The sequence below is a fragment of the Psychrobacter urativorans genome, assembly GCF_001298525.1.
Classification (GTDB): Bacteria; Pseudomonadota; Gammaproteobacteria; order Pseudomonadales; family Moraxellaceae; genus Psychrobacter; species Psychrobacter urativorans_A.
On record NZ_CP012678.1, the window covers coordinates 2,605,810 to 2,624,593 of the forward strand.

An 18,784-nucleotide genomic window follows, 5' to 3' on the forward strand; every position below is an offset into this window, starting at 1 on the left:
TGGTCTATAATCTATAGTGTTTTGTAAGACAAAATCAACCATGTCGCATCAAGAATAAACGCTATAGCGTGGTCTTAGTGGTGAGTCGATTGTTTTTTTGGCTGTCGTGGCGCTTAAATAAATCTTCATCAAACTTAAAGCGTAGTCTAAAATAATACCCTTGTTGCGTACTGTCGTCATAGGCGATATCTTCATCTTCAAAGCCCATAAAGTTGTAGCCAAGTGATAGCCATAGATTGGTCATCGGACTATAGCCAACTTCGGCACCAAGCAGATAGGATAAGTCAGCTGCTTGCTTATTCCAATACGTACCTGCTTGCAGCCCCACATCCCAACGCTCACTAATGTCATAGACACTACGAGCAGAAATAGCATGGGCAGTGTTATCACTCGTCATACCGTCAGCAGCATACTTAGTATATTTACCGTTATAGTGTCCAGATAAGGTGAGTGGGCGGGTTGGATGGTAGTTGCCGCTCCATGACCAAATCACCGCATCTTTTTGGTAGGGATCATCACCGGTTGCATTGTCATCTAGACGATACTCAAGTTTAGCCAGCATATCGAGCTTGGTGCTATCCTGCTCGCGGTAAGCCGCACCTAGCTGAAAGCGGTTAATGGCACGATGACCATCATCATAATCGACGCGTGAATAAATATCTTTTGCCAATAAGGTAACGTTATCCGTATAACGATAGGCAATGCCTGCACTACCCAGTACCGTGTCACTGGTTTCCCCCCAACGCTGCTCAAAACGTCCGGAGGCTTTGTAGTTTTCTTTAGCAAGATACTCAATCCCAAAACCAGCAGCGGTGGCGGTAGTATCTTTTTCACCTTCAAGCGATTCGACGCGCTCAAATAAGGTGTTTAAGGTTAAGCCTTTTTGCACATACCATTTATTTTTAAGACCAATGGCAGCTTCAGCTTCGCGGGCGCTAATGGCATCACGGGCGCGGTATTCACTGTAGACTTTACCGTCTTTCATATAAGTGGCATCAAAGCCAAATACAGTACGTTGGCGCTCATCAGTATCATCCAAACCATAACTGCCAGATAAGCTATTGATTAAATCATGGCGGGCATACAGACGACCTAAATTACCAAGAGACGTTTCACCACCAATAGAGGTGGCATTGCGGGCGCTTTGGTCAATATCTTGCTCATATTCTGCAAACAGTAGAGCATTATTTAGCTTGGGCAGACGGGTCGTGAGGCGGGCGCGAACAGTCGTGCCTTCAATGTCTTTGTCTGAGTTATTAACGCCGTTAAGAGGAGATTGATTAATAATATCGTTGTTGATTATGGTGTCATTGGTGATATCGACTACATCGGTTGCTGCTTGGGTATTACGTGAGGCAGCCGTCGCGTCTTGCTTATAATAACGCAACCCAATTTCACCAGTGATATTTTTGCTAAGGCGTTGTTCAATACTGGCTTGGATGCCCTCAACACTGGCTTCAGTGGTATGGTCTTTGGTGCGAATACCTTCAAGCTTTAGTGCTGTTTTCTTATTCGTGAGGGCGTGAGTAACTTCTATACCTGATTCTGTACGCCCAGCCGTTAAAGGCGATGCGCCGGTAACAAAGCCTTTATCAGCATCGTTATAGTAGGCTTTGGCACGGGTATTTTTCTTATTATCATAATTCAGCTCAATGCGTAAAGCATCACCCTCCACATTATTGTCTGCTAATGGTGTGGCATTGATTTGATTGCTTGCTTGGTAATTTGGATTCTCAGCCTTATTTTTGGCATATTCAGCTACCAATTTCAATTTATTATTAAAGTGAATCACGCTGTTAATGCTGGCAAGTTGTTCTTTATTGAGTGGGTCATCACTATGAATGTAGCTACCACCAATCGCCAATTTATTAGTCACTTGTTGTTTGGCTGCCACACCACCAACCCAATAGTTGTCACCGCCTTGATCTACTTCAACGGTGACACGTAGGTAAATAGGATTACCATCAAAGTCCTGACTGGCAATCGGCGCTTTTAGGTATAAGCTACGGCTGATAGGATCGATTTCATAATCGGCAAAGCGTGTTAGGGTCTCGCGGCGAATAATCAATCCGGGGTTGTTGGCATCACGAGTGATGACTTCAATAGTTTCTGAATTTTCAAGGACGGCATCGAAATTTTCAGCAAGCGGATAAGGTCCTGAAATACCAAGCCCACGAGTCTCGTTAACCCGTTGCGATGAGCTGGTCTCAGCGACGAATGCGGTAATACGAGTATTAGTGTCTTCATATTGGGCTTTGATACCCGTTAGAGTACGATTGTATTGCCCAAGTTTAATGCCATCATCATTATCAATTTGTGTTTTTAAATCGCCATACATCGCAAATGAGCGACCTTTATCCAGACGCACATAGAGCTTGCTAGTCGATTGCGCATCAAAGCCTTTGGCTGAGGAATCACCATATACCGGATAGTATTCGCCCGGCTCGATATCGCGGAACAGACGTTCACCTTTTTTATCACTGTCATAAGCTAAGGTGAGAAGATAATCGCCGCGCACCTTACCTTTTAAGAACATCGCCGCACGACCTGTAGCGGCATAGTCATCATTACCCGCAAACTCGTGCAGCTCTTTTTCAAACGCTCCTTGAGCGTCAGTGATATTGTTACCATCAAAGTCTTTGAGCGCTATCACGCCTTCAACGATACCAACGGCAATAAGGGGGCGCAATTTGGCAGTAAACTGTAGCGGAATAATTTGCTTGCTGCTGCCAGTATCGATGATTAGTTCGCCTTTACCGGGTACGCTTGGCGCTATGATAGGAATGAGTAGTTCACCACCATTAACCGTTATTTGCGTGCCCGCTTGGTCTTTATTACTGTCTTGTAGGTTGATACGCCCAATATTGGTATCGATGGTCATTGGCGTTGATGAAATATAAGGACGGTTATCACGGTCTTTTAGGCTAATGACAACTTGGTATTCGCTGATGCCATCGGCTTCTACTAACGTTTGCTGGGTACGGTAGTCAATAGCTTGTAAGCTATCTGGCGCTATCACTTCGATAGTTTGTTCAGAGATGACCTTACCATTGATATCTGTTGCCACACCGCGTAACGTATTGCTACCGCGCTTTAGCTCGACAGCATAATAGTCAAATGCGGTGACGTTTTGCTTTTCTTGTTCAGCGGTTTTACCAATTTGTTGTTCAGATACCATTTTGCCATTGGCATATAAAGTGAATTCTGAGCCTAGCGGTGCTTGGACTTGTACCAGTTGCTTATATGATGCCAGTTGTTGACCTGTACTTAAATTAATAAAATGGACGTTATTATTTACGATCTCTTTGAGGTATTCTTCCAACTTTTCTGCTTTTGGTGGGGCAATGAGGGCAACGCTCATATCTGCACGTCTGCTGTTAGCATTTGCCATATCTGCAACAATGGCTGAATCACAGGTAATGCCTTGGTCTAAATGATCGTTCGACTTACAGCCGCTAGCATCGATATTGTCATTGCGATTACCATTATAATCTGGCTCTAATATCAGCTCGCTTTTGACCGCTTGCTCTAGCGTATCATTTTTGGCATTGACACTTTTGCTACGTGCAATAAGCTGTTCGTTCAGGCTGGCAGTGCTGTCTGCCATACCGCCCACCAAAGCAAAGTCGGCGCGATGAAGCTCACCATATTTTAAATCGACAAATCGGCTACCCGCATCACCCGCATTACGGCTACTTTGGGTGATCAGTTCTGTGCCAGTCGGTAGCGTCGTGCGGTCGACTTTCAAGACGTGAGTCTTAGCATTGATACCATAGAAGTTATATTTACCTTCAGGATCGGTAACGACAAAGTTGCCGTTTTCCATATAAATACGCACACCTGCGACACCAAGCTCGCCATTCTCTTTTTGCTGAATGCCATCACGGTTAATATCGTGGTAGATTTTACCGACAATAATCCCATCAGTATTCATAACGCCACGGCTGACATCAATTGCCCATTGCGCTTCTCTGGACACGAATACTTGATTGCGCTCATCGCGAGCGTATGCGGTCGCACGGTTGATACCATCACCGCCTAATGAGGATGACCCAACTAATACGCGGTAAGTGATTTCTTGACTCGTGCCAACATCCATATTGCCTAAGTTTAAGACTTGATATTTACCATCGGCTTTAAACTCAGTCGTTTGAGCCTTATTGATATTGATGTTGCCTTTATTATAGCGTACGGTGCCTTTGACATAGTCGAAACCACGCGGTAGTGCGTCTTTTAACTGCACGTTATGGGCAGTCGCTGCGCCATCATTAGTGACTTTGATGGTGTAGTTGACATAGTCACCAAGCTCAGCACTTCTAACATCACTTTCTTTGATAATCTGTAGGCTAGAGTTTTTATTAACGATATCGATTTGAGTGCTATAACCGTTGATATAAGTCAGGTCAGATTGGATTGGTTGTTCATCAATACCAACAGATGGCGCAATACAAGCGACTAACTGAGCGGATAATTTGTCGCCCCGTAACGTTTGAATGGTTTTATCGTTAATTTTATTAGCATTATTTTGTGTTGGTGCTGATAGACGATACTTGCCCGTATTATTGCCTGATTCGATGGCTTTGAGCGAATAAGTGTCACCCGTCATTGGTGAGGTAATAGTCAGCCATACTTGGTCAGGCTTATTCGGTTGTACGTTACATTGTACGTAACTAGCTTCAATAAAAACATCCTCACCAACCTGTGAGCTATTTCTACGTTCATTAAAATCAAAACTAGTGAAGTGAATACTGGGTGCAACAATAACCAGTTTATTGGTTATAGCCGCCATTACTGATTTATCTTCAACTACCACCGCCCTGATTTTGATATCAGCGGTATCGCCGTCGCGAGCATTGCTATCAGTAAGCGCTTGAATAATAAGTTGGATGCTCTCGCCTTGAGCAATTTTAAGTAGATTGGGATTGATGAGTAATAAATCATCAGCATCAATAAGACCGTTTTTATTGATGTCTTGATAGACTTTTAAATTGGATAAGCTGCTTGGGTAGTTATAGCTTAAAGCAAGGGTTTGGTCGAAAGTGCCATTATTGGTTAGAACGTTTACCCATTCTGCCGTACTGCCAAGCCCAATAGTTTGTAATGGGGATTGCGTAATGCTGATGTCATATATTGGCAGCGTATAGGCTTTAAGGTTAACCTTGTTTGATAGGGCATATTGTTGAATATCAGTGTCAACCATATAGCTGACACTAGCGATATTGTTCACATCTATAACGCCTTTACCATTTTCGGCATGGGCGATATTTGCTTGCGTAAGTAGAATCGATGTGGCTAACGTAGTAAGCGCGCCAATACGGCAACGTGGGTTACAAGACGAAGACACAGCGTGGTGCATAATTAGTAATCCTACTTATGAAAGAAAATAGTAAATGAAAACTGAAGGTAGAGTTTCCCTAACGAGTATTAGGAAATACTCTCTAAATTATCAGGTTAAATAAAGTGGCAAATAATATATAAAGATATGATTACTTTGTGCCTGCTTGAGATATTTTAGTAGAAAATAACAGTGTACCTGCCTCTTGACCTTTTAACGTAGCAAATGTACCCACAAGATTAGGGCTAGTAAAGTTTATAGATGCACCTAGAGAGCCTTTACTAGTTTCAGATTCTGCACCGCTTGTGTACGTTACTTTAGCTGGTATCTCATCTCGGATAGCAATAGTATTGAGATCGGTACCAGTAAAGGTATTGGTGGCGACCAGTTTATAGTAGATACAGTTACCAGGCTTCGCGATGCTGCTATCAGTGATGTCAGTTTTCACCCAGCTAGCAGGCGCGATAGTCGTTAGTGCTGTTCCACAGGTGTTAGCATATTGGTACTTTTCTAATTTAATACCTTGCATCGTAATTGTGGTAGATTTTTCACCCGCTATCGGTGCTGCTGTACCTTGTAATGCACCTTGGGCTGTGACAACCACTTTCATGGTTTCGGATTTACCAAGATCACTAGCGGTAGGAGTTGCATTGTCAGCACCAGTAGTGTTCACTTTTACTAGTATTTTTACTGCCTCAGTAGGGGCAGGGGCTAAGCCTGTCTTGCCTAATGCTACTAAAACATCATGTAAATCATAATTCTCAGTACCACCTACTTTAGTTAACTCTACATCGCCACCGCTAAAGACGCCGTTACCGTCTACATCTACATATACCTTCTCAATAGCCACTTTAAGGTTATCTACGGTAGGCGCAACAGTAAAGTACACTTCTCCGGCTGTTTTTGCTTCTGTCAGATCTATGCCGTTATTTGTTATCGTATAGCTGTAATAACTCTCACTTGCTAAACCTACTTCTTTATTATCGCCGCCAGTGAGGTCGATTTTGCGACTTTGATTGGAAGCAGTGACGTTGGCAGCTGTATTGTCATCTTTACCTTTATCTTTAAAGAGTGAGCCAGCTTTAACCGTCTCGTAGTTATTCTCTGTTAGAGCACCATGCGCTTGGTCATCAGAGTGGTCGATAAGATCAAAGGTAGCGTCATTGTTAGTACTGTCTTTGACGGTTGCATAGTTGTTGAACTCACTTGATTTATCCGCACCTTCCGCTTTTTTAGCACGGAAGGTAATAGTAATGACTTCATTAGCTGCTATATCTAAACCAGATACAGTAATGGTTTTTCCTGCTGCTGTTATGATAGGAGCTGCTTTAGAGCCAGTTATAGATGACTTAGTAGTGGGTGCTTTATAGTTGGCGTCTGGTGATAGTATCGCTACTAAACCGCTTGGTAGCTCATCTACAACGGTGACCTCACTGCCTGTAGCGTTACCTTCGTTTTTGACTGTAATCGTATAATCAACGAATGCACCTGAATTATTTAAATCTAGGTTTCTATTATTAAGACCTAAATTAGTAGATGCTGATTTGTTAATGGCGTAGATAGGAGTTGCGGTCGTAGCAGTGTCAGTATTAACCGCAGTATATTTTTCTGGTGTAGTATTTGTAGACTGTGCTCTTAAATAGGCACTGGCTGCGCTAACCGTAAGTTTACCAATATCATCAATACGACTCTTAGTTGCAGATGTCTCTTTTTTAGCGACAATCTCAATATCGGCATATTGTCCTGCTTCTAGTGTGATCTGTTTGTTAGCAGGAAGATCAATTGCTGCACCTGCACTATTTATTTTATAGGTAATCTTACTGGTTGTAAGATCGTAATCGAAGTCATCGCCTGTAGCGATATTGGCAATATCAATGGTATAGGTATCTGTAACGTTACCGGCATTCGTAAGTTTATGCGTAAAGGTCACGTTCGACTGTGCTTGTGGATTAATAGTACCCGTACGATCAGTGTCTAAAGTAAATGAGCCGGTTTCAGATACTGTGACTTTTACTATATTTGAAACAGCAGTCTGTGGAACACCGGCAACCATATAGCTAGCGGTTGCTTGGTTGTCACGTTAAAACTTGCAGAGCCCCCGCCAGAAGGACCCGCTGAATTAGCGATACTCGCTAGGCCCATAGCAGTAACAATACCAACGGTTAATACTGAATATTTAAATAAGCCTGACTGCATTCGGTGATTCCTCAAAAGTATACAACGTAGAATAGTAATTAAATTTAGTTAACAATAGTATTTAGGGAAACGTCTGCTGATTTTTTTGCTGGTAACAATTTGATATTCCAGCGCAGCGCCTTGTATTCTGATAATGGGATTTTGACTACTTTGCCATTTACTTTACGCATGAGTGGCATATCGGCATAGTTCTTCCCATCGACAGTCGCTTGCGCACTATTAGGTTTCGCTTCACCCGTAAATGTCATATTGGCAGGGATGGGTAAAGTGACAGCAACGTCACTAATAGGCTGCTCGATAACATTGGTATAGACGGCGCGATATTGTACCGTTTCGCCTGTTTTAGCGTCGGAGGCGGCAACATAGATTGCTTTACCGTTAGCGGCTTTAGTGATTTTACTGGCTTGAAGCTCCATTTTTAGAGCATCTGCCGCTTGGGCGCTACCGAAAACAGCAGTAAATATCAAGACCGTTAAAAATAATCTTTTCAAAGCGTATGTGGTTTTCATAGTAAATTCCTGGTCATATAAAAGGTTTGTAAGAATACAAGCCTTATTCAACCGAGCAAAGAGAGGTAGTAAATTTACATTATAATCAACAGATAAATTACGTATACTTGGTGTATATTAATGTATTGTTAATGTAATTTTTTGATTATATATAAATTATTGAAAATACGAAGAGAAACCTCTATTTGCTAGGTAAAAATCAGATAAGTGGGGGATAAAGTAGATTTAGCGGTAATACATACGAAAAGTTTCTTGTAGAACTATAATCGAGTACTAACTGGTTTTTAGTTCGATTGAGTCGAACCATATTGAGCGTTGAAATAAAAGGAACGGTTAGCCTGAGCTAATAAAGGAAAGGCAACGGTTTTAACAGTACCATTTTGTCCTACCACGAGAGTATCTGTAAAATCCGTAGATACACGCTCAGGAAGGGCTAGCAATGAGGTAACATTAGCGTTTTTTACGCCTTTTTCCTGTAGTGTATCCTGTACAATAATGTCGCTAATATTAATATTAGCGCGATTATGTGCCGTTATTTTGTATGCAATACATTGACCGAGTTTAATGTCTGCTCCTACGCCTATATCAGAGCTAGTAAGCGCATTTTTACTATAAGTTAGAGCAGTAAAGTTAGTAAATGTGCAGGTGTTAGCTGATTGCTCTTTGACCAATACAAGCGCGCCATTTTTATCGATGACACGCCCGAAGTCCTGCTTAGGATAGTCTTTGGTAGTACCATTTAGCACGACTGTTCTGGTACTTGATGATGTTGCATTAGGATAATTTACTGGGCGGACAGTTTCTGTAATACAGACATCTCCTGTGATACTAGTAGTTGGTAGAATAAATTTATAAAATCCTACAGCATCGGTAGTGGTTATCGCGTAAACAGTTTTTGAGGGGCTAGCGCAATTATTTAGCTCAATGGTGCTACCAGTGATACCATTTTCCCCAGTATCTAAAATTCCATTAAAAAATTTATTGTTAGCATAAATGCCTCCTACCAGCAGTGGATCAGCTTGGGTATCATTAATACCGCCATTATCATTGAATACTTTGCCTGAGAAAGTATAATTTGGCGTACCTTCTACGCCAAAGCTGATCCACTCACTATAGGTTTCACCGAATACGTCAGATGTTGAGCCGGTATGACCATTCATGATACCTTCATAAGTCAAAGTTACCGATTTTGCATTTTCGACGGCTATAACATAGGTGCTATTTATATTTGAAACCCCATAACTGACATAACTGATGTTTTTGGCTAGGGTAGTATTTTCACTTAAAACAGCATATGTATCTTTTTGTGCTTCAGATTTTAATATATCTTTGAAAGTTGGCATAGGTGGCAGCTGACCTTTCCTAAATCCGGTCTTAAATTCTACGAATTCGTCATTCAACGTTAATTTATAAGGAGGAGGAGGAGTCGTTCCAGCCTCTTTTAAATTTGGTATAGCAAAGTAATAAAGTTTATTAATAGGGATTGTGCCAGCAGGACCACTATCATTTTGACGGAGCTGAGGTGCACTGGTGCTTTGATTGGCAAGGAAAGTATCTATTTTACCTTCGAACTTTGCTCCCATGAAGTAGTCGCCCATGGCATCATAATAATAATCAGCACTAGAGTTTTGTTTAACAAAAGCCCTTACTGGTATAGCAGTGTTGTCACTTTGTGCAAAATCTAGAGTCTGACGAGCAACCTCTGAGTTACCCGTTGTTGCATAGCTTGCTTGACCAATTTTAATCGTATGTATGGATTTTGGATCATCGGGAGTAATGGTAAAAGTATATGTAAATTTATCTTGTGAGACGGTGGTAGTGACCTCATTTTTAATTTCAATACCGTTCATACCTTGCATACCGTCGGTAGTAGGTGTGAAAGTCATGGCGTTATAACCACGGGTTTCATTACGTATAATTGTAAAGCTACCAGTCGCTCCTTGTGAAGTTATATAAGTGCCGTTAGCAGTCCCATTTGTTACATTTCGACTGGTTATTTTAAATTGTCCCATGTTTTGAGGGGTAGCATGAGATATAAGCGGCGACAACATCATTGCGAATACGACTGTATATTTTGCCCATGCTAAATAATTGGCTAAACTATTAGCTGTAAATACAAAGCAACCAGTCATAAATCATCCTATAGAGATAGCAAAATCAAACATTTTTTAATCAAGAAAATGTTTTTATAATAAACAGAAAATAGTAATAAAGAGTTACTTATTATAACGATATCTATACGTAATTATACATAGTATTTAGATAAGCGGTTTAGAAAGTGGTGTGGGAGGGTTTAAGGAAATTTTTGCTAACGTTATGATGTCTAATAAGTTATATGATTTTTCATCAAGCATTATTTATTTGAGAAATGCCTGTCATATTGTCATGTATTAATCACCATAAACATTGCAGCAATAAAAGATTATAATAAGATGCCATACTCTATTAAGTGACTTGTAATAACAAGACGGTTATGATTAAGATGCTTTGTATCTAATTTTGATATACTTATTATGGATAGCACTTTTCACCTATGGTGTCTTGTTTGGTATGCAGTAGGGTAGTTGATATTATCTTTTTGTACCTAACTCGCCATATTATGGTAACTTATGTCGCTGGATTAAGGGCTAGTGCTTTAGCTCATATATTGAACATAGCTTGTATCTAGTAGATTGCTAGTTAGGTATCGTTCGAATCTAACAGTGTGGTATCGCTGCGTTAGACAATGGACTGCTTTAATGGATCAAGGAAGTCGTTAAGTAAGCCGTTGCATTATCACTCTATTCCATTCAATAACGCCCTGCCTCGTTGCAGGGGTGACTTATATAAAAGGATTAACACAGATGAACTATTATAAGGATGCTGATAGCACCGAAACGCAGGAATGGCTACAGGCTTTTGAGTCGGTCATTAAGCATGCGGATAAAGATCGCGCTCAGTTCTTATTAAAAGCCCTCTATAACATGGGTGTGCAAGAAGGTCTGCCATTCAATCGTTTGGATACTGCTTATATCAATACTATTGCGGTTGAAGATGAGCCAATGTATCCCGGCGATTTGGCGATTGAGCGTAAGATTCGCGCTTTGATTCGCTACAATGCCTTGGCAATGGTGATGCGTGCCAATAAAAATGATGATGATTTGGGTGGTCACTTAGCCTCATTTGCCTCTAGTGCAACCCTTTATGAAACGGGTTTTAACCATTTTTTCCGTGCTGCCAGTGATCATTTCGGCGGTGATATGATTTATTACCAAGGTCACTCTGCGCCTGGTATGTATGCGCGTTCTTATTTAGAAGGTCGTCTGACTGAAGATCAGCTGGATAACTTCCGCCGTGAAGTGGGTGGTAAAGGACTATCAAGCTATCCGCATCCTTATTTGATGCCGGACTATTGGCAGTTCCCAACGGTATCAATGGGTTTGGGTCCTATCATGTCGATTTACCATGCGCATGTGCATCGCTATATGGAAAACCGCAAATTATTAGAGAAAGAAGATCGCAAGATTTGGGCGTTCTTGGGTGATGGTGAAACCGATGAGCCAGAAAGCTTAGGTGCGATTTCACTTGCCGGTCGTGAGAAACTTGATAACCTAATTTGGGTCGTTAACTGTAACTTACAGCGTCTTGATGGTCCTGTTCGTGGTAACGGTAAAATTATTCAAGAACTTGAGTCAGTATTCCGTGGTGCTGGCTGGCGAGTGATTAAAGTCGTTTGGGGCGGTAATTGGGATTCGCTACTTGCTAAAGATGAAACAGGTGTTCTCAAATACCGTATGGAAGAAGCGGTTGACGGTGAGTATCAGCTGTACGAAGCGCGTAGTGCTGAATTCACTCGTGAACACTTCTTTAATAAGTATCCTGAGCTAAAAGAGATGGCAGATGCGTTAACGGATGATGATATCTCACGTTTAAATCGTGGTGGTCATGATCCAATGAAGGTTTATGCTGCATTTAGTGAAGCGATGAAAACCAAAGGTCAGCCAACCGTTGTATTGGTTAAGACAGTTAAAGGCTATGGTCTATCTACTACCCAAGCAGTTAACAAATCGCATCAAGTCAAGAAGCTCGATCAAGAAGCATTGGTGTATTTCCGCGATCGCTTTGACCTGCCATTTACTGATGAGCAATTAGAGACGCTACCCTTCTATCGTCCGGCTGAAGATTCAGCGGAAATGAAATATCTAAAAGGTCGCCGTGAAGCGTTGGGTGGTCATTTGCCCAATCGTCGCAGCGGTCATATTCCTTTGAATATCCCTGAATTGTCTATCTTTGATCGTGTTTTAGAAGGCAGTAACGGTAAAGAGCAATCGACCACTATGGTGTTTGTGCGTCTACTTGCTGCGATGCTGAAAAATAAAGACATCCAAGATCGCGTTGTGCCTATCGTTCCTGACGAAGCGCGCACTTTTGGTCTAGAGGGAATGTTCCGTCAGTTGGGTATTTACTCTGCTGTTGGTCAAAAATATACCCCTGAAGACAGTGAAGCCTTGATGGGTTATAAAGAAGCCATCGATGGTCATATGTTAGAAGAAGGTATCAACGAAGCGGGCGCAATGAGTGCATGGATTGCCTTAGCAACCAGCTATTCTGTGAATGCGTTACCGATGATTCCGATGTACATTTACTACTCGATGTTTGGTTTCCAGCGCGTTGGTGACTTGGCGTGGGCAGCGGGTGATTGTCAAGCACAAGGCTTCTTGTTGGGTGCAACAGCAGGTCGCACCACGCTCAATGGTGAAGGTCTACAGCATCAAGATGGTCATTCACAAATTCTATTCAACGTTGTTCCTAACTGCGTGAGCTATGATCCTTGCTTTGGTTATGAGTTGGCAGTGGTGATGCATGACGGTTTGCGCCGGATGTATGCGGAAGGCGAGCGTGTTTATTACTATCTCACCTTGATGAATGAGAACTATGAGCACCATGCCATGCCAGAAGGTGTTGAAGAAGGCATCAAACGTGGTATGTATCTGTTAGAAGATAATGGTTCAACACAAGTTCAGCTATTGGGTTCTGGTGTTATTTTACGTGAAGTGCAAAAAGCGGCGCGTATCTTAAAAGACGAATTTAATATCACCTCCAACGTGTGGAGCGTAACCAGCTTTAATGAGTTGACGCGTGATGGTATGGCGTGTGATGACTATAACCGTCTGCATCCAATGGATGAAGAGCGTGTGCCTTGGGTTACTGAGCAGCTTGCACCGCACGAAGGTGTGGTAGTCGCAGCAACCGATTATATGCGCAATTATTCAGAACAAATCCGTGCTTGGTTACCTGACAGCCGTCCATATACCACATTAGGTACTGATGGTTATGGTCGCTCTGATACCCGTGAAAATCTACGTAGCTTCTTTAACGTTGATGCCGCACATATCGTTGTCGCTACTCTAAAACGCTTGGCTGATGAAGGCGAAGTAGAAATGCGTTTGGTGAAAGATGCGATTTCAAGCTTGAATATTGATATCGATCATCCACCTGCGTGGCAACAGCAGCCTTATTATGACCATTCTCCAGATGCACCAGCACCTGGCAATGTAAATCCGATTCCTGTACCTGAGTTTGTTGCTGAAGATGATGATGAAATCAGCAGTGAAGGTCGCGCTGAAGATAAAGCCGATGCCAATTTACTCAATGATGATGACGTCAAAGAATCATAATCACCAGACAAGGAGAACAAGGATGGAAATTAAAGCCCCCGATTTGGGTGTCGATAGCGCTGAAGTCAGTGAAATTATGGTGCAAGTCGGTGACGTTATTGCCAAAGACGATAACATTGTCCTATTAGAATCTGATAAAGCGTCAGTCGAAGTACCAAGCTCTGCTGCTGGTAAAATTACAAAGATTAATATTGCTATTGGTGACCAAGTTAGCGAAGGCATGGTGCTGATTGAGCTTGAAAGTGAAGCTGCTGAAGATACGGATGCTCAAAATGCTGATAAAGCATCTGAGCAAGCACCAGTCGAGCAATCAGTAGCTAGCGAAGAAAAAGCTGTTGAAGTCAGTCAAAGTCACAATGTTTCAAGCGAAGCTAGCACCTCAAAACCTGCTCAAGCAGCTTCAGCAACCACGTACGCCCTACCAGACTTAGGTGTTGATGAAGCGCAAGTCGCTGAGATTATGGTCAGCGAAGGTGATATGGTGACTGCTGATCAGTCCATTATCTTGATTGAATCTGATAAAGCCTCAGTTGAAGTACCTGCTCCAGTAGCAGGTAAGATTGCAAAAATACTGGTCAAAACTGGTGACATGGTCGCGAACGGTCAAGACTTTATCGTGATTGTGGGTACTGATACGGCGTCTGAAGCTGATAGCGCTAGTAACGCTGTTTCAAATGATAAAGTGTCAGATAAACCAGCAACGACTACCGAAGCCCCGGCACCAGTAGCTCAATCTACCCAGCCGAAGCAAGCAGATACTAAGTCTGTTGCTAATAATCAAGCGGCAAGTACTGGCGGTAAGCTGACTGAAGCTCAAGTCAACGCTAAACTAACAGAAGTGTATGCAGGTCCTGCCGTGCGTAAGCTGGCGCGTCAATTGGGTGTTGATATCACACAAGTGATTGGTTCAGCGCTAAATGCTCGTATCTTAAAAGAAGATCTGTTTGCCTATGTTAAAACCAGCTTAACCACGCAGCAAGCAGCGCCTGTTAGTGGTAACGTCGCCAGCTCAGGTTTGCCAAAACTGCCTGATATGAGCAATGTTGAGATCTGGGGTGAGGCTGAAACGCAAGATTTAACTCGTCTGCAAAAAGTCTCGATACCGCAGCTTAATTACAATACTTACTTACCACAAGTGACGCAGTTTGATGTATCAGATATCACTGAAACAGAAAGTCTGCGTAATGAGCTTAAAGGTGGTATGAAAGCGCAAGGTATTGGTCTGACGATTTTAGCGTTTATTGTTAAAGCGACTGCTTATGCATTGACGCAACATCCGCGCTTTAACAGTCATTTGAGCGATGACAATACCCAAGTTATTCTACGCAAAAGTGTAAATATGGGTATTGCAGTAGCAACGGATGATGGCTTAATCGTACCAGTGATTAAAAACGCTCACGAAAAAGGCATTAAGCAAATTGCCATTGAAATCGGCGAGTTAGCTATTAAAGCCCGTGATAAAAAGCTGAGCACCAAAGATTTGCAAGGTGCTAGCTTTACGATTTCAAGCCAAGGTATCTTAGGGGGTACAGCATTTACACCACTGGTTAACTGGCCACAAGTCGGTATCTTGGGCGCTTCAGAAGCAACCATGCAGCCACAGTGGAACGCTGCTAAGCAAACTTTTGAGCCGCGTTTAATGTTGCCGTTGTCATTATCGTATGACCACCGTGTGATTAACGGTGCGGATGCTGCTGTATTTACTCGTTATGTTGCAAGTTTACTTGCAGATCCGCGTCGTATCTTGCTATAAGCACTGTCGTGAACAGCGATTTGGTGCATTAATCGTGTTAAAAAAGACTATCTATGGATGGTCTTTTTTATTGGATCTTTTTAAAGTTATAACTTATGATTGATGAGACGTACTCAATGCTAGACATAAAAAAGCCAGCCTGAAAGCTGACTTTTTTATTCATCCTATTTAGCTTATACTATTGCTAAATTAGAATTTTTTAACAAAAGCAACGCCGTAAACCCATGGGCTGATGTCGATTTCACCAATGTCAGTGCCATTCCAAGTAGCATCGGTTTTGATATCTATATAACGGGCATCAATACGGAAAGCTTCAGTTGGGGCGTATGGGATATCAAGACCAATATGACCAGCTACACCAACGCTATCATCAAGCTTTAAGTTACCACCAGCCGAGACTCTTTCTTTAAAGAAAGTGGTGTAATTCACACCAACACCAACAAATGGCTTCACGTTCATAGGCAGGTTATAGCCATCAAAGTGATATTGTAGTGAAAGCGTTGGTGGTAAATGTTGAGTTTTACCTGTGATTGTATTAGTCAATGGATTAGCATCGTTAGGATTTGTTAACGTAAAGTCATGATGAAATGGAATGGCTGCTAGTAGTTCAACACCAACGTTATTAGCGATAAAGTATTCGCCACTGATAGTTGGGCGTACATCGCCATCAACATCTACAGCATATTTTGTGCCACCTATAGTAACATCACCATTATCACTTTTTGGGTCAACATAGTGTGCGCCCGCGGCAACTGTCCAAGTACCTGCAGGTACAGCAAAAGCGGTGGTCATAGTAAGTGCAGTAGCAGCAGCTAAAACTAGGGATTGTAGTTTCATCATTTTGTTCCTTAAGGTAATCAATGATTATCAGTAGTATGAGATGAGGGATGACATCTATTACTGATTGGCAAAGTTACAGCCATTAATTGGCTGCTAACTGTTATGTTGATTATAATACATATTCCTTACAAACTGTAGTGAGTTAGACAGAAACGGGTAATTTACTTATGTAAATTTACAATTTTAAGATTTCATGCCTTTTAAGTTACTGTTTTTCTAGCCTTATTTTTTATGGCAGAATGGTACTAATGCAGAATGGTAGTAATAAGACATAAAAAATTGAAATAGCTATTGACGATAGCTTTAACAACCAATATTTAAAGACAATAATGACAATAAAAGTGGCAATAATTTATGATGGGCTATTGCAGTAACTCTCCATTACGTTGTCACCACGCGCGCTCTTTGATGGTATTAAATCAGGTGGATGATAACTGTCCACACTGTGAGATGTCACTGGTGCCTGATAATAATTTGAGTGGCAGCGCTCATTTTGAACAACGATTTTTACAATTAAGCTTAGCTGTCACAGTCATTCTATTATTAGTGGTAGTTTATATCTACTATGCAATTTTAGTATAAGTGCCATTATTAAGTTTGATAATATTGCCTCTACATTTGCTTTTTAATCGCATTGTTTTAGTTAAGAAAAATACTGGTTAGTTAAGCAAAATACTGGCGATATGATATACCGTTAAGGGATGGCATGATATTTCAATCTATACGGCGCTTTCGTCATTTTGTTTATAATATTTTACAGAATGATGAGCATGATACGCTGTTCAGTCGTTGCGTTGATTATTTCCTCATTTTTTTGATTATGACCAATGTGGCAGCTGTCATTGCAGAGTCTGTCGATCAGTGGTATCGCAATTATAAAACCTACTTTGTATATTTTGAGAACTTCTCTATAGCCGTGTTTTCTATTGAGTATTTGCTACGCTTATGGAGCGTGGCTGACGATAAACCGGATAATACGACGTGGCGGCAGCGTTGGCAGTGGTTAAAAAGTCCTTCAGCGCTGATTGATTTAGTCGCGATTGCGCCTGCATTTTTAAACCACTTCGTTAATATAGATTTGCGTTTCTTACGCATATTGCGTTTGTTTAGGATTTTAAAACTCACGCGTTATTTTGCTTCCTTACGTATTTTACTGGTGGTTATCAATAAAGAAAAAGGCTCGTTTCAAGCGGTTATTTTCATTTTGTTCATTATGATTGTGATGGCAGCAAGTGGTATTTACTTGGTGGAAAAGACTGCCCAACCACAGGTGTTTGAGTCGATACCAAAAGCTATGTGGTGGGCAGTAGTCACGCTTACGACTGTGGGCTATGGCGATGTGGTACCGATAACAAACGCAGGTAAAATATTAGGGGCGATTATTACGATATTGGGTGTGGGTCTAGCCGCATTGCCCGCTGGTATCTTAGCAACAGGTTTGGCAAATGAGCTGGCGCAGCGTCGTGAAGATATTGAGCAGCAATTTCGTGAGCTTCTAGTCGATGGTGATTTTGACTTGATACAAAATCAGCGCATTATTGATAAAATACGTCGCGAGTTGGGATTGGATAAAGAGCAGGCGCAAGATATCGTGTTGCAGGTATTGCGTGAGCAGGAGCTTGAGCGCCGTGAAGAAGAAGTGCGTCAAAAGAACTTCTGTCCACATTGCGGTGAAACTTTAGATTAAGTGGACATTAGTGACAACATAAGTTATAAGTCATAATTATTAACATAAGTCATAAGGCTATTTAAAAATGGGCGATAAACTGCTGATGGGTTTATCGCCTATTTTTTATAGCTGTTTTGCATGGTTTATACCTACACAGCATGGTGTGAGCTGCTCATTCCTTGTGGTGTAGGTAGGGCGCGGGCGAGTTCATGTGCCACTTGTTGCGCTGCTTTTGGCAGATTGTTATCAGTTAATGGCAGGTTTTGCAGGGTTAAATGCCAGTCATCCACTTCACGACGCAGGGCAGCGACCCAAATAGCATTGCAGTTGCGCGGTAGTTGCTTTAAGTTTACTGCAAAAGCACGGTTACCTTCATCATCACTGAGATGGATTTCACCTTCATCAATGGCGCTGAAAGGTTGTCCAAAGTAAGAGCTGGCAATAAAGGCAATATGGGTGATATGTGCCGGAATTTTGCGTAAATACAGGCGGATTTGTTCTTGATCTAACGGCGCACGATACATGGTTTGCGCGCCGCGATCTTTACCGTCTAGGCTATCGCCTTGATGACATACTGACTCTGTGTTATCGCGTAATTGCTTAAACCATACAAGGTCACTCATTGTACATTTAGCATCATATAATACGCACGCCAAATCAATATCAATCGCCCCTTGATTTTCTTTAAAGCGCTTCAGCATACCTTTCGGTTTGGTCGGCGTAAAATCATAATTTAGGGCAAAAAATAGTGTATCAGAGGTTAAACCAAGCGCGGTCAGGCTGTCTGAGAGTAGCGATGATGGAGCGGTAATCGACATAATAAGC

Annotated in this window: 9 protein-coding genes; 3 read left to right on the plus strand and 6 right to left on the minus strand. The window is 41.8% G+C overall.

Annotation, left to right across the window (positions count from 1 at the left end):
* Positions 1 to 61: 61 nt before the first annotated feature.
* From AOC03_RS11190 to AOC03_RS11205, 4 genes are all read right to left on the minus strand, one after another.
* Positions 62 to 5,356, minus strand: a complete 5,295-nt coding sequence (locus AOC03_RS11190; RefSeq protein ID WP_062536030.1) for an SdrD B-like domain-containing protein — start codon at positions 5,354 to 5,356, stop codon at positions 62 to 64.
* A gap of 130 nt (positions 5,357 to 5,486) precedes the next feature.
* Positions 5,487 to 7,388 (minus strand): DUF11 domain-containing protein, encoded by a 1,902-nt coding sequence (locus tag AOC03_RS11195; RefSeq protein WP_062536032.1) that lies wholly within the window; start codon positions 7,386 to 7,388, stop codon positions 5,487 to 5,489.
* A gap of 187 nt (positions 7,389 to 7,575) precedes the next feature.
* Positions 7,576 to 8,040 carry a hypothetical protein gene (locus tag AOC03_RS11200; RefSeq protein ID WP_062536034.1) on the minus strand — a complete coding sequence of 155 codons (465 nt, stop codon included), beginning with the start codon at positions 8,038 to 8,040 and terminating at the stop codon, positions 7,576 to 7,578.
* Positions 8,041 to 8,324: 284 nt separating this feature from the next.
* Entirely contained in the window at positions 8,325 to 10,172 is a 1,848-nt protein-coding gene (locus AOC03_RS11205; RefSeq protein ID WP_062536035.1) for a hypothetical protein, read from the minus strand.
* Positions 10,173 to 10,883: 711 nt separating this feature from the next.
* Between AOC03_RS11205 and aceE the strand changes: the two genes are divergently transcribed.
* Together aceE and AOC03_RS11215 are read left to right on the plus strand one after the other, a co-directional pair.
* Positions 10,884 to 13,697 carry a pyruvate dehydrogenase (acetyl-transferring), homodimeric type gene (aceE, locus tag AOC03_RS11210; protein WP_062536038.1) on the plus strand — a complete coding sequence of 938 codons (2,814 nt, stop codon included), beginning with the start codon at positions 10,884 to 10,886 and terminating at the stop codon, positions 13,695 to 13,697.
* Positions 13,698 to 13,719: 22 nt separating this feature from the next.
* Entirely contained in the window at positions 13,720 to 15,450 is a 1,731-nt protein-coding gene (locus AOC03_RS11215; protein WP_062536039.1) for a 2-oxo acid dehydrogenase subunit E2, read from the plus strand.
* Between the two features lie 189 nt (positions 15,451 to 15,639).
* Here AOC03_RS11215 and AOC03_RS11220 read toward each other — a convergent pair whose 3' ends face one another.
* On the minus strand, positions 15,640 to 16,287 hold the full coding sequence (locus tag AOC03_RS11220) for an OmpW/AlkL family protein (RefSeq protein WP_062536041.1): 648 nt from the start codon (positions 16,285 to 16,287) through the stop codon (positions 15,640 to 15,642).
* A gap of 709 nt (positions 16,288 to 16,996) precedes the next feature.
* Here AOC03_RS11220 and AOC03_RS11230 point away from each other — a divergent pair.
* Positions 16,997 to 17,977, plus strand: a complete 981-nt coding sequence (locus tag AOC03_RS11230; protein ID WP_062536045.1) for an ion transporter — start codon at positions 16,997 to 16,999, stop codon at positions 17,975 to 17,977.
* Between the two features lie 131 nt (positions 17,978 to 18,108).
* Here the strand turns inward: AOC03_RS11230 and AOC03_RS11235 are convergent, their stop codons facing one another.
* The gene (locus tag AOC03_RS11235; protein WP_062536047.1) at positions 18,109 to 18,777 is read right to left on the minus strand and encodes a TerD family protein; all 669 of its coding nucleotides are present in this window, start codon (positions 18,775 to 18,777) and stop codon (positions 18,109 to 18,111) included.
* Between the last annotated feature and the right edge of the window lie 7 nt (positions 18,778 to 18,784).

Coding starts and splice junctions, on each gene's coding strand:
- AOC03_RS11190 (WP_062536030.1), bottom strand. CDS start 5,356: ATGCACCACGCTGTGTCTTCGTCTTGTAACCCACGTTGCCGTATTGGC.
- AOC03_RS11195 (WP_062536032.1), bottom strand. CDS start 7,388: ATGGTTGCCGGTGTTCCACAGACTGCTGTTTCAAATATAGTAAAAGTC.
- AOC03_RS11200 (WP_062536034.1), bottom strand. CDS start 8,040: ATGAAAACCACATACGCTTTGAAAAGATTATTTTTAACGGTCTTGATA.
- AOC03_RS11205 (WP_062536035.1), bottom strand. CDS start 10,172: ATGACTGGTTGCTTTGTATTTACAGCTAATAGTTTAGCCAATTATTTA.
- aceE (WP_062536038.1), top strand. CDS start 10,884: ATGAACTATTATAAGGATGCTGATAGCACCGAAACGCAGGAATGGCTA.
- AOC03_RS11215 (WP_062536039.1), top strand. CDS start 13,720: ATGGAAATTAAAGCCCCCGATTTGGGTGTCGATAGCGCTGAAGTCAGT.
- AOC03_RS11220 (WP_062536041.1), bottom strand. CDS start 16,287: ATGAAACTACAATCCCTAGTTTTAGCTGCTGCTACTGCACTTACTATG.
- AOC03_RS11230 (WP_062536045.1), top strand. CDS start 16,997: ATGATATTTCAATCTATACGGCGCTTTCGTCATTTTGTTTATAATATT.
- AOC03_RS11235 (WP_062536047.1), bottom strand. CDS start 18,777: ATGTCGATTACCGCTCCATCATCGCTACTCTCAGACAGCCTGACCGCG.